Genomic DNA, 17,673 nt, shown 5'->3' with positions numbered 1-17,673 from the left:
GCTTTAGGATATGGAATCATCATCAGTGATGAAAGTCGCAGGCATAACACCTGCGACCTTATTACCAAGGACGCGACTTAGTTTGCTACGATGTTCAATAGCTTACCAGGAACAAAGATAACCTTGCGAATGGTGAGTCCATCTAAGAACTTTTTCGCATTTTCATCGTTGAGTCCTAGTTCACGAACTTGCTCCTCTGTTGCATCAGCAGCAACGGTGAGTTTCGCACGTAGCTTACCGTTGATCATGACAACGATAGTTTTCTCGTCTTCAACTAGCGCTTTCTCATCGAAAGTTGGCCATGTTGCTGAGTCTACGTTTGATTCACCAAGTGCAATCCACATTTCGTAAGAGATGTGTGGAGTCATTGGGTAAAGCATGCGTACTACCGCTTTTAGCGCTTCGTCAAGGATGGCACGGTCTTGTGCAGATTCTTGAGGTGCTTTCGCCAGCTTGTTCATCAGTTCCATGATTGCAGCGATTGCCGTGTTGAACGTTTGGCGGCGGCCAATATCGTCCGTTACTTTCGCGATAGTCTTGTGGATATCACGACGAAGTGCTTTCTGGTCGCCAGATAGTGCAGAAGCATCAACAGATTCTGTGGCACCTTTAGAAGAGTGTGCGTGAACCAATTTCCAAACACGTTTAAGGAAGCGGTTAGCACCTTCAACGCCAGACTCTTGCCACTCAAGCGTCATGTCTGCCGGTGATGCAAACATCATGAATAGACGTACTGTGTCAGCGCCGTACTTGTCTACCATCTCTTGTGGATCGATACCGTTGTTCTTAGACTTAGACATTTTGATCATGCCTGAGTGCTCAACTTCGCGGCCTTGATCGTCGACTGCTTTTTCGATGCGACCTTTACCGTCACGTTCAACTGTTACGTCAGTCGGTGCAATCCACTCTTTGGTGCCTTTTTCGTTTTCGTGATAGAACGCGTCAGCCAGAACCATACCTTGACATAGTAGTTGCTTGAATGGTTCGTCAGACGTCACGTAACCCGCATCACGAAGAAGCTTATGGAAGAAACGAGAGTAAAGCAGGTGCATACAAGCGTGCTCGATACCACCAACGTATTGGTCAACAGGCAGCCAGTAGTTTGCTTTCTCTGGATCTAGAATGTCGTCTGCTTGTGGAGAACAGTAACGAGCGTAGTACCAAGAAGATTCCATGAACGTATCGAACGTGTCTGTTTCACGTAGAGCTGGTTCGCCATTGAATGTGGTTTCAGCCCAAGACTTGTCAGCCTTGATTGGGCTTGTTACGCCATCCATTACTACATCTTCAGGAAGAATGACTGGCAGTTGATCTGCTGGTACTGGGTGAACTTCACCGTCTTCAGTGGTGACCATTGGGATTGGAGCACCCCAGTAACGCTGACGAGATACACCCCAGTCACGTAGACGGAAGTTTACTGTCTTCTTACCTTTGCCTTCAGCTTCAAGCTTCGCAGCGATTGCATCGAATGCTTCTTGGAACGCAAGACCATCGAATTCACCAGAGTCGAACAGGACACCTTTTTCAGTGTAAGCCGCTTCAGAAACGTCTAGTTCAGAACCATCTTCAGGTTTGATTACTGGGATGATATCGATGCCGTACTTAGTTGCGAATTCGTAGTCACGTTGATCGTGAGCTGGAACCGCCATTACCGCGCCTGTGCCGTAATCCATAAGTACGAAGTTTGCTACGTATACAGGAACAACACGACCGTTAAGAGGGTGGATAGCCGTTAGGCCAGTATCCATACCTTTCTTTTCCATCGTAGCGAGTTCAGCTTCAGCAACTTTCGTGTTACGACACTCTTCAACGAATGCAGCAAGCTCCGGGTTGGTCTTCGATGCTTTCTCTGCAAGAGGGTGACCTGCAGCGATACCAACGTAAGAAACACCCATTAGTGTATCTGGACGAGTTGTGTACACTTCTAGTGGTGCTTCTTCGCCGTTAACAGCGAAAGATAGCTCAACACCTTCAGAGCGACCGATCCAGTTGCGCTGCATGGTTTTAACCATTTCAGGCCAACCTTCAAGGTTGTCTAGATCGTCGAGTAGCTCTTGAGCGTACTCAGTGATTTTAATAAACCACTGTGGAATCTTCTTTTGCTCTACTGGGGTATCACAACGCCAGCAGCAACCGTCTTCTACTTGCTCGTTTGCAAGAACCGTTTGGTCGTTTGGACACCAGTTCACTGAAGAAGTCTTCTTGTAAACCAGGCCTTTTTCGTAAAGCTTAGTGAAGAACTCTTGTTCCCAACGGTAGTACTCTGGCGTACATGTTGCGAATTCACGGCTCCAATCGTAACCAAAGCCTAGAAGTTTAAGCTGGTTTTTCATGTACTCAATGTTTTCGTAAGTCCACGGTGCTGGAGCTGTGTTGTTTTTTACTGCTGCATTTTCTGCCGGTAGACCAAATGCATCCCAACCAATTGGTTGCATTACATTTTTACCTTGCAGGCGTTGGAAGCGTGAAACCACATCACCGATGGTATAGTTACGAACATGACCCATGTGCAGTCGACCACTTGGGTACGGGAACATAGATAGGCAGTAGAATTTTTCTTTATTTGCGTCTTCACTTACAACAAAGGTTTTATTGTTGTCCCAGTGCTCTTGAACGTTACGTTCAATCTCTTGCGGGTTGTATTGTTCTTGCATCGATGATTTCCGGTTATCTTGGAATTTGTGAGTTCTGTTAAAACAGAGACTACTAGATCATCATAGAATACCTAAAGCAGGCGCCGTCAACAATAGTCAATGTAGCTTGAGTACTGGAAGTTGTAGTGTTGATGATGGCGCGTATAAACGGGATCACCAGTTAGGTCTTATGAGATAGCAAGCTATGCTTATAAGATTATTCCGTTTGTTGCCTTGCGGCAGCTCCAGTGATTTTGTCCAGAATAGGGGGATCTATGCCTAAACGTAAAGCCAGCTATGAAGAGATGTTTGAAGATGTGGTGGAGAACCTCAAACACAGCCCTGAAGAAGTGCAGCATGTGCTCGAGAAGTCAGGTTCAGTGATTGAAGCTGCTAATGACATGACAAAAGACGAAATGGCGTTGATCTCAGCCTATATCAATTCGGACTTAAAAGAATTTGCTGAAAACTACGAAGAAAGTAAAAGTGGGCCATTTTATTTAATGGTGGCCAACTCTATTTGGCAAGGTCTGTTAGACATAACAGATAAAACAAAAGTTGAGTGGTTAGAGCTATTTCAGGATCTTGAACATCAAGGCGTGTATCACGCAGGAGAAATGGTAGGTTTCGGGGTGTTGGTCTGTGAAGAGTGTGGCCATAAAGCGGAATATAACCACCCGACAACCATTTCAAACTGCAGTAAGTGCGGTCACAAAACGTTTAATAGGCAGCCGCTTAAGCCTTAATCTCGTTAATTCATCAGTCCCTTCTTTGTGTGAGGGGACTGACTAGTGAATGGTTGGAGTCGCGGGTTATTTATGTTGCTCTTTAAACTCTTGTACCCACATTGCTGTTGCACCGCAAACTGCTATAGGCATGACAAACAAGTTTAAAATTGGGATTGAAGTAAACAAAGCAACGATCGCACCAAAGCTGTAGCTTTTGCCCTGCTTTCGTTTTAACGACAAGCGCATGTCGTTGAATGGGACTTTATGATTATCAAATGGGTAATCACAATATTGGATAGCTAACATCCAAGCGGTAAAAATAAACCAAAGAAACGGCGCAATAGTTTGCCCCAGAGCGGGTATTAATAACAGTAGGAAAAGGCCGACTGCTTTTGGCATTACATAAAGCAATTTACGCCACTCTCTTGCCATAATTCGTGGCACATCCTTTACAACGCTGAGTATGCCATCATCAGACACTTTTTGTTGCGTTAGTGATTCTTCAACTTTTTCAGCAAGTAGGCCATTAAATGGCGCGGCAATAAAATTTGCCAGCGTACTGAAAAAATATGAAAAGGTAGCCAAGATGGTTAACGTAAGCAGTGGCCATAAGACATAACTTAACCATGACAAGAATTCTGGTAACGCGCCCATCCAGCTCTCAATCCAAATGTTTAAGTTCGAAAAGAGGTAATACATAGCGGAGCCAACCAATAAAATATTAGCGAGCAAAGGCATGATCACGTAGCGACGAATGCCAGGCGTGAAAGCAAGCTGAAAACCTTGGTGGAAATAACCAAATCCGGTAGTGGCTTTGTTCAAAGTTAGGCTCCTTTTATAGTGATTTAGCAGGGCTTTAGGGCGACTATAGCAAAAAAGGTCAGAGGAAATCACAAACTTCTTATACTAAGGTGTTCTAATAATAGGTAGAGTTTTGGTAGAGTAGGTCAGTTGGAAGTGTTTAAGCACTTCAATAAGGACTATTTTTATAACATTGAGAGCAAACAATGCAGGAATTGCGATTCGTACTCATAATTGTCGGTGCCTTAGCCATAGCGGCGCTGTTGTTTCATGGCTTATGGTCAAGCAAGAAAGAAGGCCAGAAAAAATTTGGTGATCGACCTTTGGGAAATATTGATGAACAATCGGATGACGATGATCATTATGTGGCACCAGAAGATGATTTTGAGATCGTGCGTAAGGTTAAAAGCGAGCCTGATTTTGGGTTGAACCAACAAGCACCCGCATTTGATCCTCTTGATGATGTCGCAGTGTCGGATGAGCCGACTAAATATGAGAAAGATCTCGAAAAGGCTAACTCAGCCACTGTCTCTTATGAAATTGACGACGTACCATCATTTAGTGCAAAAGAAACTATCGATGATTTGGAACCACTAGAACCTCTAGAGTTAAAGGAACCCACCTTTGACTTTGATGCTCTCGATGTGGACGAGCAAAAAGTGGAACCTGTCGATCAGGTTGTGTCGTCACACACGTTTTCTGAAGTTAATGAAAATAAGCCTGTCACTAATAGTCAGGGCACGTTAGCGGCGTCAAACACACCGAAAGAACCAGAGATTAGTGAGCCAGAAGAACCAGAGATGCAAGTCTTGGTGATGAATGTACACTGTGCGGGGAGCGAGCCATTTGTAGGCAGTAAGTTATTCGATAGCATGCGCCAGAATGGTTTGATCTATGGCGATATGGATATCTTTCATCGCCATGCCGATCTCTCTGGGACAGGTAAAGTTCTCTTTAGTGTTGCGAACATGATGCAGCCAGGCACACTCCAACATGACGATCCAGAAACGTTTACAACGAAAGGTATTTCATTCTTTATGACGTTGCCGTGTTTTGGCGAAGCAGAGCAAAACTTCAAGCTCATGCTTAGAACCGCGCAACAGATAGCGGACGATGTTAGTGGCAATGTTTTGGATGACCAACGTAACTTACTCACTCCAACTCGCATTGATGCCTATAAAAAACAGATTCAGGATTTTAACCGCGTAAAAGCGGGTGCGTAACATAACCATTTATTAGTAAAAATGGGCTCCTACTAATAGGAGCCTTTTTTATCATTACGATCAGGATAAAAGCATGTCTCAGCAACGATTAAATGAACTTAAAGAGCGACTTCACCATTACGCGGTGAAGTATTACGTGGAGGATACCCCCGTCGTCCCCGATGCCGAGTATGATCGTTTAATGCAAGAATTATTGGCACTTGAAACCACCAACCCTGAATGGGTATCCGTGGATTCTCCAAGCCAGCGAGTGGGTGGCGCACCACTAGATGGTTTCAGTCAAGTTAAACATGAGATACCTATGCTTTCGCTTGATAATGCCTTCTCAGATGAAGATTTAGATGCGTTTAACAAACGGTTAAGTGAACGTGTCAACCGTACCACTGTGGGAAGTTACTGCTGCGAAGTTAAATTAGATGGTTTAGCGGTGAGCTTGATGTACGAAAATGGCGTTCTCACTCAGGCGGCAACACGTGGGGATGGGGCAACCGGTGAAAACATTACTGAAAATGTCCGCACTATCAGCGCTATTCCATTAAAACTGCAAGGCAGTGATATTCCAGAGCGTCTTGAAGTACGTGGTGAAGTGTTTATGCCTAAAGCCGGTTTTAACAAAATGAATGAGCTTGCCGCAAAAAAAGGTGACAAGGTATTTGTTAATCCACGCAATGCAGCCGCGGGTAGCTTACGTCAGCTAGATTCTAGAGTGACGGCGACAAGGCCTTTGAGTTTTTATGCTTATAGCCTTGGTGTGGTAGAAGGTGCTGAATTGCCGCCGAGCCACTACGATAGGCTGACAAAACTCAAGTCCTGGGGCTTTCCTATGGGGCCGGAAACCATGCGAGTCAGTGGTATTGAGGCGGTGAAAGATTATCATAAATCGATTTCAGATAAGCGCGATGCATTAGCGTACGAAATTGATGGGGTAGTGATTAAAGTTGATGACATCGCCTTACAAGAGCAGCTAGGGTTCGTTGCTCGTGCACCGCGTTGGGCGATTGCTTATAAATTTCCAGCTCAAGAAGAAATTACCACGTTAAACAGCGTTGAATTCCAAGTTGGGCGAACCGGTGCGATCACGCCTGTAGCAAAACTAGAGCCTATATTTGTTGGTGGCGTAACGGTGAGCAATGCCACGCTACATAATGCCGATGAAATCGCCCGTCTTGGCGTCAAAATAGGCGACAGCGTGATTGTAAGAAGAGCTGGTGACGTTATTCCACAGATCGTGGCCTTTGTTCCAGAGCGAAGACCTGAAGATGCACAGGATATTTGTTTTCCGCAAGCCTGTCCGGTATGTGCGTCGGGTATTGAGCGTATAGAGGGCGAAGCGGTGGCTCGTTGTACTGGTGGATTAGTTTGCCAAGCACAGCGAAAGGAGGCGTTAAAACACTTTGTATCGAGAAAAGCACTCGATGTTGACGGTTTGGGTGATAAGGTTATCGAACAGCTTGTTGATAAAGAGATGGTAGAGACACCTGCCGATCTCTTTAAACTATCCGCTGGCGTACTAACCGTTCTAGAGCGAATGGGGCCAAAATCTGCGCAAAATGTCGTTAATGCGCTTACAGTGTCAAAAGAAACGACACTTGCGCGTTTTCTTTATTCTTTAGGGATTCGTGAAGTTGGTGAAGCAACGGCGGCGAATCTAGCCACGCACTTTGAGACACTGGAGGCGATCATGGGGGCATCCCATGAAGCGTTACTTGAAGTACAAGATGTCGGTGAGATTGTAGCGAAGCACATTCGCTACTTCTTTGCTGCAGATTTGAATCGCCAAGTCATTGACTCACTGATAGAAGTAGGTGTTCACTGGCCTGATATAGAGCAACTCGCCGATGATGCGCCACAACCACTAGCGGGTAAAGTTGTTGTGTTAACGGGGTCACTGTCACAACTTAATCGCGGGGATGCAAAAGCAGCGTTGCAAGCATTAGGAGCAAAGGTGACGGGCAGCGTGTCTAAGAAAACTGATATATTATTTGCGGGTGATAACGCGGGCTCTAAATTAGCTAAAGCTCAAGAGCTGGGTGTGGAGATAAAAACGGAACAAGATTTAATAGATTTAATTCCGTAATACTATTTATTGTTATAAAAGGAGTCTCTTATGAGGCTCCTTTTTTTTGCGAGCGACTTCAAGTTTAAATTAGGTAATAAAATATGAAAATAATTATGTGATCATTGCGTTGTTTATTTTATGAAGATGATTAAATAAAAAACCGTTGCGAGTCATATCACGTAATTACAATGCTATGTATTTTTAAGTTGTTGATTTTAAAGGTATTAAAATATTTTTTGTTTTTTGATATAGAAAATAAGATCTTCATCAATAAGTGAAGGTAAAGTTTGCGGTGGCTCCTATTTTTTTTATGTAAAGTGAACTGATAATTGATATTTTTTGTTGCGAAGTTAGTCTTGAGGATATGGATACACACGGTGTAGACAGGAAATTAATCAGTAGTTCTGGTTATTAAAATTAAAAAGGAAATATTTCCCTTCGGCGGCCAACTTAAGGCGAAATATTAACAACAGCTATATCCATTTTTAGGAGTTTATTCCATGGAAAAAATGTTTAAACGCACTCTCATCGGTGCAGCAGTGGCGTCAGTCGTTTCATTCGGATCTTTCGCTGATGAAGGTGCAGGCGGTCAGGTTGGTATCAACTCGGACTTTGATGTAGAGGTTTATGGTGTTGCAGCAATCTCTGCTGTTAACTACAACACAGCGGACAACGAATCTGATAGTTCTGGTTTTGCTGTTGAAAATGAGTCAAGAATTGGGTTTCGTGCTTCTGGCGACATGACAGACAGCATCCGAGTGACGATGCAAATCGAATCTGGATATGTTGATAATACTGACTGGGCTCATGGTGGAACATCTGGTGGTGTCCTAGGTTTCCGTGATACATATATTGGCTTATCTGGTGATTTTGGTAATGTCCGAATTGGTCGTGTATTGACGCCACTGTATGAAATTGTCGATTGGCCGTTCTCTAACCCAGGTTTAGGCTCTGTATTTGATTGGGGTGGCATTAATGCTCACTACGATCGTCAGTCAAACCAGATTCGTTATGATTCACCTAAATTTGGTGGCTTCACATTTGCAGCTTCTGTTGGTCGTGATGACGATGACAATGGTGGTGGTAACGCAACTCGTGACGCCTTCTTTGCAAGTGCCAATGCTAAGTATGCATTTGAAAAGCTGACATTAATGGGTGCTGTGGAGTCGGGGAAACGTCCTGGTAGCACTACCGCAGAAGAGTGGAAGATTGCTCAAGAGGGAGAATCGGGTACAGATGATAAAGGGAATGCTTATGCCCCTGGTGATTCGTATTACACAGGAGCTTCAACGACAGCGGATACAGATACCCTAGCGTATTTAGTGGGTTTTGATCTTGCTCTTCCTGCTGGCTTTGGTTTAGCGGCGGCGTATAAACATGAGCAACTTGACCAAGCTAGCGTAAAACATGACCAAGGTTCGTATTCTGTTATTGGTCAATACTGGAATGGTCCTATTGGCTTTAAGCTAGGTTATGCTGCCAACTTAGATTCTGAAAAAGGTGGTGTTAGTCAAGATGATGCCGAGAACACTATTTCAGGCCAATTGATGGCAGTTGTAAACGGTTTCGTACCTTACATTCGAGTTGCTCAACGTACAACGAATGTAAAAGATAGCACTGATAATCGTTCAGATATCGTTACTCGTGTAGGTTTAGAGTACGGTTTCTAACCTATTAGTAACAATCGAGCTATTAGGTTTAAGTGTTAGTAGTTAGGTAAACGTTGGCGGTGTATGCCAACGTTTTTTTCCAAAGGAGAGGAATATGTTAAGAAAAGCTGTTGTCGTATTATCGTTGTTATTGGGAGCCTGTTCTTCTCTTGATTCTAAAAGTGATTTCTCTAAATCTGTTGAGTCAGTGGGTTCGAGAGGAAATGAAAGAACTGTTATTGGGAAAAATTACAACCCTGTTGCTGACGCTAACAATGGTGCAGATATCGTTAAGTCACAAGTCGTTCTTGCTTTGTCTAAAAATATCAGTGACCCAAGTTCAGATTTTTCTGGTTACGTGAACATGGAAGTCAGCTACTTTAAGTCTTACACCGAATTTGAAAAAGCATCATATTTAGGTAAGGAAGTTGATTTAGTGATGGCGAAACCGTCAACAAGTATTTGTACGGAGCATTGTACAGCGACTCAATACTTCAGCTTCCCAGTAGATAGCAAAACGTGGGAGCAAGTGGGTGATAATGACTTTGTGTTTAATTTAGTCACAAATAATAGCTATCAAGTAACGTTCAAGTTAGCTGCTGGCTATATCTCAGCATTAAAAAGTGAATTACTAGTAAAAAGTAATGCAGTTGCAACGATCCCTGCTGCCGTTGCAATAGCCGAAACTCAGGAAACCAAACCAGTATCAATGGTCAAGTATTGGTATGAAAAGTCGTCAATTGATGAACAAGAAAAGTTCATGTCGTGGGCTCTATCTAATAGAAAATCGATTTCTAGTTCGCTATCTTCGAGTAAACAATCAGAGAAAATGTTGCAATATTGGTACGGAGAAGCATCTGTAACTGAACGACAGTATTTGCTAACATGGATGATAGGTGAATAAAAAATTACATGAGTAGGTCTGTAGATGAAAATTAGTGAAGTGTCGACAATCACAGGCCTTTCTCAGAAATCTATTCGGTTATATGAAGACAAGAAAATCATTTCAGTGCCCGACCGTGAACTTAATGGTTATCGTACTTATTCTCAAGAACAAATTGATGAGTTGAATTTTGTTAATAATGCTAGAAAGGTCGGTTTCTCCCTTGAAGAATGTAAAGCACTGCTGAAGATTGAAAAAAATCCCAGGCGATTAAGTGTTGATGTGAAAAACATCGTCGAACATAAAACACAAGAATTAAAGGTACAACTGACATTAATTCAATCGATGATAGATAAACTTGAAGGGTGGTCAGAGGAATGCCCTGGAAATCAAGAAAGTGAATGCCCTATAATTGATGGCCTCAAAAAACTTAAAAATTGAGGCCATAGAAGGGAAGGGTTAATACCTAGATTGACCACCATCCACTTTACAATATAATTGATAAGTTAATACTTGAGTCCCATCTGGCAAAGTACACTGAACAACACTCCCTATTACATTTCCCTCCCCACTATTCGCACTAGCATAACCCGGTAAGGCTACAAGAATGAATGATAGCGCGATGAGACGACATTTTTTAAAAGACATATACGTACCTATTTTTTGTTGAAGATGTGATTTAAGTCACTTTTATTATGTGTGCTTACTGGGAAACGTCAAAAAAAATAGTGAGATTTAAAAAATTTTTAATTATAAACAAGTCAGCTTTAATTCTAAGAATAGGTTTCTAATACTATGAAATTTAGAATATTTACGAATTGGAAAAGAGGTACTTACGTTAATGTTAATTAAGAAAATAGAACATTACCACTTACTTAGTTTCTAACACAATCTTACTTTTACCCCATAAAACTTTAATAATTACAGCCATGTAAGAACGCCGGTCTCTCGAATTCTATAGATGTGAGGATCATTTTAGTTTTATGGGCGATTAAATGATAAAAGCAATAATTAATCGCAGCGAGACTGTCTCATAATTGAGACGGAATTACTGTGTTTTGATGTGGCAATGGGCTTTTTTAGGTTGAGACAATTGTTCGACCACATAGCCAGATTGCGTCAATAGCTGGATTAGACTCTCTTTGCCTACAAGATGTAAAGCGCCGACTGCCACGGTAAACGTACCGTTCGAAAGATCAGAGTCGGTCGTTAATTTCTGAGCCCAATTTTGGTTACGATGAATAATGAAATTCTCTTCAAAGGCCTGATCAGCCGCGGCGGAATCAAGCAGAGTATTCAAGTTATCGATATCACCCGCCTTCCAGGACGCGATTAAACAACGGACATTGTTCGCCCCGTCGTCCCACTCAGCTAGCGTCTGCTTTAACATTGCCACACCGTTATCATCTTGCTTGGCAAGTAAATCAACTTGAAATTGAAGTGATTCTAAGCCAATAACAGGAACACCATGAGTACTTGCGAGCTCTATCATGGTGTTATCGACCCCAAAACGAGAATGAAAACCGAGTGATTGAAATTGGTGATTCTGAAGAGTCAGGGCTACTTGCCATGGCGCGAGCCTTTTTATTGTCGACCATTCTAATGTTGTGACATCCGTGATGTGTTTAAGTTGGGTGTACTCTTTTGCATTGAGTAAAGATTCAATTTTTGTGTGCTGAGTTTGATGTGGCAAGCTAACCGATTCGGATAGATCCGCTTCAACAATAAGGCCATTGCTCTGAGACAGGTTTTGAATAAGAACATCAGGTAAAGGGTACAGGGACGAATCACCCAAATGAACCGTGCCTACTATATAGAGAGTTTGCGTGCCCTGGGATGCTCTCCAAACCAATGGTTCTGCCTGAAGAGAAGTCGCAGTGCAGAGTAGGAGAAACAACCACCATTTATTCATACCCAAATTTAACAATGTTCTTTCCTTGTGCTTAGAGGTTCATCAATGATGACCGTATTGTGTTTGATACAACGCGCGGCGGCAAGGCTTGCTTGCACACTTTAGCCTTTACTTTCCTTCCTTGCCTACTAACCATCTGGTCAAAAATAGAAGAACAACTTGATTAACAGTGATAATTAAGAACTCTTTAATGCGGAAGATAAATCTAAATTCATCGATCTTTGTCACATTTTTAAGCATAGTTAATGCGAGTAACGCGTCGAACGGCTGTGAATTTAGTTGGAACTGGCGTGATTTCTAGGATTTTTCTGTGAGTGTAGTCAAATCACAACGTTTTTGTTACTAAGAGATTATTTAGGAGTTTTGTTTAAGTTGTTGTTTTTTAAATATTTATGTTTTTTTATTCCTTGTTGTTGTGCGTATGATCACTAAAGTAAGCTATTTATTTGTTTGCGCGAATTAAATGTCGTTAAATCGTTGCCAAGCCAAATAGGCAATGAATCAAGACCGCAACATAAGCGGTCACCCAAACAACTAAATAGGTATTTATGATGAAAAAAGTTCTCGCTCTAACCGCACTAGCAGTAGCATCTACAAGCGCATTCGCAGGTTCTTCTTATGTAACTGGTAACGTTCAGTTTCATGATACGTACCTACAAGGCTCTAAAACGACGTCGACGCTAGAAGCAGGTCACACGTTTGATTCAAACACAACGCTTCTAGTTGAGTTTGATGCGATTCCACTAGGTAAAGTTGAAGATGGTGCGAGCCCACTGCCGGCGACAACGCTAGGTGTAGAGCAGATGTTCAGCGTGACAGATAACCTATGGTTAGCTGCGGGTTACCATCACCTAATTCAAGGTGGCGAGACGATTCAATACCGCCCATTGGTTAAAATTGGTTATAACTTCGATAACGGTCTTTCTCTAAGCAACCGTACTCGTGCGCACATCAACAATCAACAAGACGGTCAAACTCGTAACTCAGACACTGACGTCCGTTTAGACAACAAAATTGCATACCAGTTTGCAGATACTCCAGTAGCACTGTCATACAATAACGTCTATCTAATTGCTGGTGACAAAGACGCAAATGGTGCTGACAAAGTTAACACGATGGACCACGAGCTTCGTGCAACATGGACACGTACAGGTGTTCAACCTTACGTTGAGTTCCGTAGTCAAGCACACGGTCTTGAAGATGCAAATGGCAGCAGCCGAGTGAACAACGCGTTCGTACTTGGTGCTTCTTACGGCTTCTAAGCCCGCGTAAAAAATATTGTTCATATTTCCATAATACAAAGGTCCCGGCGGGGACCTTTTTTTGTGTCTGGTGCTTTACTATCAGGGTGGTTCATTTTTGTTGTGAAGGTTTTGGAATATTTTATTGGAACTTTCCTTTAAGTTATTTTGGATAAATAGTAGGCATTAATGTGAGCGGTGGGTTGATTATCACCATTAGGCTAAACTTCTTCTGACCTGCTGAATAGATATTTTCAATAACACGCTGATTTTATAGATATAATGGTTTTTTATATTGCTTGGCATTTGTCGTTATTTTGACATTGTTACCATTTGCCCATTCATCACCAACTGCGCATTATCCTAGCCAAATTTCAGCACCTAAGGATTTCTGCTGTGCGCACCTTATTGATTTATCTAACGCTCATCTTCTCTTTTTCATCTCTGGCTTCTTCCTCCTACATTGAGGGTAATGTCCAATTCAATAGTACCTATTTGTATGATTCCAAAGTGACCGCCAAAATGGAAGCGGGACATACCTTTGATAGCGACACAACGTTACGCTTTAAAGTTGAAGATATTCCATTAGGGGCGACACCACATAGTGATCACCACCACAACCATCATGATGTGTATTATGGGCATTCGGCAAGAGCGCCGTTAACCACGCTAGGTATCGAGCAAAAATTTGCGCTATCGCGTCAATTTTGGCTAGGAGCGGGTTATGAACACTTAATGCAGCTTGGTGAAACCATGCAGTTTCGACCGTTGTTTAAAATAGGCTATGACTTTGATGAGGGGATCTCCCTGAGTCACCGAACTCGAGTGGAAGTTTACGCAAAGCATGACAAGTGGGGTTATAAGCCTGACATGGATTATCGCTTTGATAATAAAATCGCTTACCAGTTCAAAACCCATCCTGTTAAAGTGCACTACAACAACATTTATCATATGGGCGGCGCCTACTACCCCTGGTACCCTTACACAGATAACACCATGGATCATGAGTTTCGTTTAACGCTAACCAAATATGCCTTTCAGCCTTATTTTGAATATAAAAGCCAAGGCAGCTTTCGTCATCCTTATTATCGCTCAGGCGTCGCGAATAGCGCTTTCTTGATTGGCGGGACATATAATTTTTAATGTCCATTATGAAATGCCACAGTTGCCGTGGCATTTCATCGTCTACCTATTACTCATACGAACGGTAGCTAAACACTTGACCTTTCTCATTATACGCGAGCACCTGATACGCATCTTTTTTATCACCATACTCCATGCCAGGTGACCCTAAAGGCATGCCAGGAACGGCGAGTCCCTTGGCATTTTTGGGTGGATTGGCTAAGAAAGAACGAATATCTTCTGCTGGTATATGACCTTCGAAAACGTACTCTCCAATCACTGCGGTATGGCAAGAGGCAAGCTCTGGCGTTATACCGAGCTGCTGCTTAATGGGAGTCATATTCTTATGGTCTTCAACAGTGACATCAAACCCCGCCTCTTCCATATGAGTGACCCATTCTTTGCAGCACCCGCAGTAAGGAGATTTGTAAGTGAGAACGTTGGTTGCTAACGCAGAACCAGTCACCAACGCCATGGAAAGTGTCAGTGTTTTAATTACGCGTGATGAGTTCGACATCGCTAATTCCTTATTTATCATTATGGTTCATGTTTCATTCGTCTCAGCTAACGCATGATTAGTGCTTGCTGGTAAAGTTTCTTAATCGATTAGCATTTGTGACGACAGTGATGGAGGATAGTGCCATCGCCGCACCCGCAAAAACAGGACTGAGTAAAAAACCGAATATCGGGTAGAGCACGCCCGCGGCAATAGGAATACCGAGTGTGTTATAAATGAAGGCGCTAAATAAATTTTGTTTGATGTTCTTAACCGTTGCTCGTGATAGCTCAATGGCATAGTTAATCGAATTTGGATTGCTGTTTAGAAGTGTCATTGCCGCACTTTCAATGGCGACATCGCTGCCCGTCCCCATAGCAACTCCGACATCAGCAAGTGCTAGCGCTGGCGCATCGTTAATACCGTCGCCAACCATTGCGACATGGCCGTATTGGCGTTGAAGACGTTTTATATGGTCGGCTTTTTCTTCAGGTAATACTTCCGAAATGGTTTCGTCTACCCCAATTGCTTTGGAAACCGTATTAGCAACGTGGCGGTTATCGCCTGTAAGCATGACGGTGTGAACACCATTTGCTTTTAATGCGGCGATGGCGTGTGCCGCTTCATCTTTTACGTCGTCTGCGATAGCGATGATCGCTCGGATGTGGCCATCGATTACGACAACAACAGGGGTTGCAGCAAGACGTTGGCATTGCTGTAACGTTTGATCGAGCTCTGTCGTGTTTAACCCTAGTTGTTGAATGTGATTGAGTGAGGCTATTAATACCGTGCGGCCTTGAACGACCCCAGATACGCCTTTCCCTTGTAAGTTTGTAAACTGTTCAACTTCACCTCCCGTGTCGTTCTGTCGACTATTTTCCCAGTATTGGACCACAGATTTCGCTAAAGGATGCTCAGAGCGTTTTTCGAGAGGAACGACGAGCTCGGCAAGTTCTGGCTCATCGATATCAAAGAGAAAGATTTGCTGCACGCTTGGTTGACCAATAGTGAGTGTGCCTGTTTTATCAAAAACGACGGTCGTGACATGACTCAATTTTTGTAGCGCGTCGGCATCTTTAATTAAAATGCCGGCTTGTGCTGCTTTACCAATTCCGACAGTGATTGACAGGGGAGTCGCCAGCCCTAATGCACAAGGACAAGCGATAATTAATACCGTCGTTGAAACCACAAGCATATAGCTTATTTGTGGTTCAGGGCCCACCAAGAACCATATTAAGGCAGAGACGATCGCTATCACAACGACAACGGGAACAAAGACCGCTGAGATCGAGTCAGCGAGCTTCGCAATAGCAGGCTTACTACTTTGCGCATCCCTTACCATGGTGATAATTCTAGATAACTTGGTGTTCTTGCCTACGCCTGATGCGATAATCACTAAGCTCCCATCTCGATTTAATGTTCCCGCCGCTACCCAATCTCCGGGCTGCTTGGACATGGCGATTGGCTCGCCTGTTAACATGGATTCGTCAACATAGCTTTGACCTTGGGAAACTTGCGCATCGACGGGGATCTTCTCACCGGGCTTAATACGTAGTGTCATGCCGACTTTGATATCTGAGATCGGCAGCGAGATCTCTTTACCATCAATCAGGGCAATGGCATGTTTTGGCTGCAGTGTCATCAGCGCTTGCAGTGACTGGTTCGTTCTCGCCTTTGCTTTTGCTTCAATAAAGTGACCCAGAGATATTAAACCAATGATCATTGCACTGGCTTCAAAATACACGTGTCGAGAGGGTAAGGGGAACCAGTCTGGCTTGATGACGACGAGTGTAGAGTAAAGCCAGGCAGCACCGGTACCTAGCGCAACAAGGGTATCCATTGTCGCTCGCTTATGTTTAAGCGCGTTAATGGCATTCACAAAAAAATCTCGTCCTGCGGTCGCTAATAGCCATAAGCACAGCAACCCGATGGCTCCCCAAATAGCTTGATCGAGAGGGTTTCTTATCATCATGTTGCCACCGAGTACTCCCCAAAGCATGAGAGGTGCGCCGAGGGATAAGGCGACAATGGTATTTTTCTTTTGTCGCTGTTGATGGTCGAGAAGACGTTGCTGCTGTGCCGCTTGGCTGGCTGATAGGTCATTGACGATTTCAGCCTGATACCCGGCCGCGGTTACTGCGTCGATTAAGGCCGTTTGAATACGTTGCGTGATGGCATGACTATCGGCATTTTTTTCAATGCTACTCTCAAGTGCGATGACGGCGCTTTGTTCGGCGAGATTCACACGAGCTCGCGCGATGCCTTGAACTTGCATAAGCGATCGTTCTACAGAAGACACACAACTGGCGCAGGTCATGCCTTGGATAAGCAGCTGAATGGTTGTAGTTTGTGGCGTTATTCCTTCGTCTTCAGTGTGGGATGGTTTCTTAGATAGTCGCTCTGTCGACGTTTGAGGCGTCGCTTTTGTCGGTACGGAATCGATAGACGTGAGTACTGACGTATCCTCGTTCACCGTTGTTTTTAATGTCGATTGATAACCGACTTCTTCAATCCATGTTTGTAGGGTATCACTAGAGTGAATAGCCAACACGTCCAAACTATGCGTATCAATATGTTGAATGGTTAAGCCTGGGTGGGATAGCAGGTGTTGTTGTAACTTGGCAACACACTTATTGCAATTTAACCCGCTAAGATCAAATTGATAATGGTAACCTGCGTTATAGCCAAGCCCTGTAATCGTTGGGTAGATGTCTTCTAAAGAGGCGGAAGATGAGAATTGGATTTGTGTGGTGTTGATCGTCTGAATATTAAGATCGACAAACGTTTTCTCCAACGCAGCTTTAAGCTTATTCACGCAGCGGGAACACGATAGACCTGATAAACGTAATGCATAATTCTTCATCTTAAACCTCAAAAACCTTGGTGTCAGGTTACAACATAAACCTTGACGTAAGGGTAAGGTCAA

At 43.4% G+C, this 17,673-nt stretch carries 13 protein-coding genes; 8 read left to right on the top strand and 5 right to left on the bottom strand.

Annotated elements, in window-relative coordinates:
* Positions 1 to 77 precede the first annotated feature (77 nt).
* On the bottom strand, positions 78 to 2,654 hold the full coding sequence (leuS, locus tag M9196_RS00690) for a leucine--tRNA ligase (protein WP_250615611.1): 2,577 nt from the start codon (positions 2,652 to 2,654) through the stop codon (positions 78 to 80).
* A 254-nt stretch (positions 2,655 to 2,908) separates the two neighbouring features.
* Here leuS and M9196_RS00685 point away from each other — a divergent pair, with 254 nt between their 5' ends.
* On the top strand, positions 2,909 to 3,379 hold the full coding sequence (locus tag M9196_RS00685; protein ID WP_250615610.1) for a zinc ribbon-containing protein: 471 nt from the start codon (positions 2,909 to 2,911) through the stop codon (positions 3,377 to 3,379).
* A 66-nt stretch (positions 3,380 to 3,445) separates the two neighbouring features.
* Here the strand turns inward: M9196_RS00685 and cysZ are convergent, their stop codons facing one another.
* Positions 3,446 to 4,183 (bottom strand): sulfate transporter CysZ, encoded by a 738-nt coding sequence (cysZ, locus tag M9196_RS00680; RefSeq protein ID WP_250615609.1) that lies wholly within the window; start codon positions 4,181 to 4,183, stop codon positions 3,446 to 3,448.
* A 185-nt stretch (positions 4,184 to 4,368) separates the two neighbouring features.
* Here cysZ and zipA point away from each other — a divergent pair, with 185 nt between their 5' ends.
* The 5 genes from zipA (at position 4,369) to M9196_RS00655 (ending at position 10,417) form a co-directional block, all read left to right on the top strand.
* Positions 4,369 to 5,385 (top strand): cell division protein ZipA, encoded by a 1,017-nt coding sequence (zipA, locus tag M9196_RS00675; protein ID WP_250615608.1) that lies wholly within the window; start codon positions 4,369 to 4,371, stop codon positions 5,383 to 5,385.
* Positions 5,386 to 5,458: 73 nt separating this feature from the next.
* Positions 5,459 to 7,462, top strand: coding sequence for an NAD-dependent DNA ligase LigA (gene ligA / locus M9196_RS00670; RefSeq protein ID WP_250615607.1), 2,004 nt, complete (start codon positions 5,459 to 5,461; stop codon positions 7,460 to 7,462).
* A gap of 482 nt (positions 7,463 to 7,944) precedes the next feature.
* Positions 7,945 to 9,114 carry a porin gene (locus M9196_RS00665; protein ID WP_250615606.1) on the top strand — a complete coding sequence of 390 codons (1,170 nt, stop codon included), beginning with the start codon at positions 7,945 to 7,947 and terminating at the stop codon, positions 9,112 to 9,114.
* A 94-nt stretch (positions 9,115 to 9,208) separates the two neighbouring features.
* Positions 9,209 to 9,997: a DUF2057 domain-containing protein gene (locus M9196_RS00660; RefSeq protein ID WP_250615605.1), complete on the top strand. Its 789-nt coding sequence runs from the start codon at positions 9,209 to 9,211 to the stop codon at positions 9,995 to 9,997.
* Between the two features lie 24 nt (positions 9,998 to 10,021).
* On the top strand, positions 10,022 to 10,417 hold the full coding sequence (locus M9196_RS00655; RefSeq protein ID WP_250615604.1) for a MerR family transcriptional regulator: 396 nt from the start codon (positions 10,022 to 10,024) through the stop codon (positions 10,415 to 10,417).
* A gap of 607 nt (positions 10,418 to 11,024) precedes the next feature.
* On the opposite strand, the gene M9196_RS00650 is transcribed toward M9196_RS00655, so the two are convergent.
* On the bottom strand, positions 11,025 to 11,888 hold the full coding sequence (locus M9196_RS00650) for a TraB/GumN family protein (protein WP_284677055.1): 864 nt from the start codon (positions 11,886 to 11,888) through the stop codon (positions 11,025 to 11,027).
* Positions 11,889 to 12,439: 551 nt separating this feature from the next.
* Between M9196_RS00650 and M9196_RS00645 the strand changes: the two genes are divergently transcribed.
* The gene (locus tag M9196_RS00645) at positions 12,440 to 13,150 is read left to right on the top strand and encodes an oligogalacturonate-specific porin KdgM family protein (protein ID WP_250615602.1); all 711 of its coding nucleotides are present in this window, start codon (positions 12,440 to 12,442) and stop codon (positions 13,148 to 13,150) included.
* A gap of 375 nt (positions 13,151 to 13,525) precedes the next feature.
* Positions 13,526 to 14,272 carry a porin gene (locus M9196_RS00640; RefSeq protein WP_250615601.1) on the top strand — a complete coding sequence of 249 codons (747 nt, stop codon included), beginning with the start codon at positions 13,526 to 13,528 and terminating at the stop codon, positions 14,270 to 14,272.
* 49 nt (positions 14,273 to 14,321) lie between these two features.
* On the opposite strand, the gene M9196_RS00635 is transcribed toward M9196_RS00640, so the two are convergent.
* Both M9196_RS00635 and M9196_RS00630 read right to left on the bottom strand, forming a co-directional pair.
* Positions 14,322 to 14,768 carry a DUF411 domain-containing protein gene (locus M9196_RS00635; protein ID WP_250615600.1) on the bottom strand — a complete coding sequence of 149 codons (447 nt, stop codon included), beginning with the start codon at positions 14,766 to 14,768 and terminating at the stop codon, positions 14,322 to 14,324.
* 58 nt (positions 14,769 to 14,826) lie between these two features.
* Positions 14,827 to 17,610, bottom strand: a complete 2,784-nt coding sequence (locus tag M9196_RS00630; RefSeq protein WP_250615599.1) for a cation transporter — start codon at positions 17,608 to 17,610, stop codon at positions 14,827 to 14,829.
* Positions 17,611 to 17,673 lie beyond the last annotated feature (63 nt).

This window comes from Vibrio methylphosphonaticus (assembly GCF_023634655.1).
Taxonomy (GTDB): domain Bacteria; phylum Pseudomonadota; class Gammaproteobacteria; order Enterobacterales; family Vibrionaceae; genus Vibrio; species Vibrio methylphosphonaticus.
Note: the sequence above shows the minus strand (reverse complement) of the source record. Positions and strands in the feature narration are given on the sequence as shown.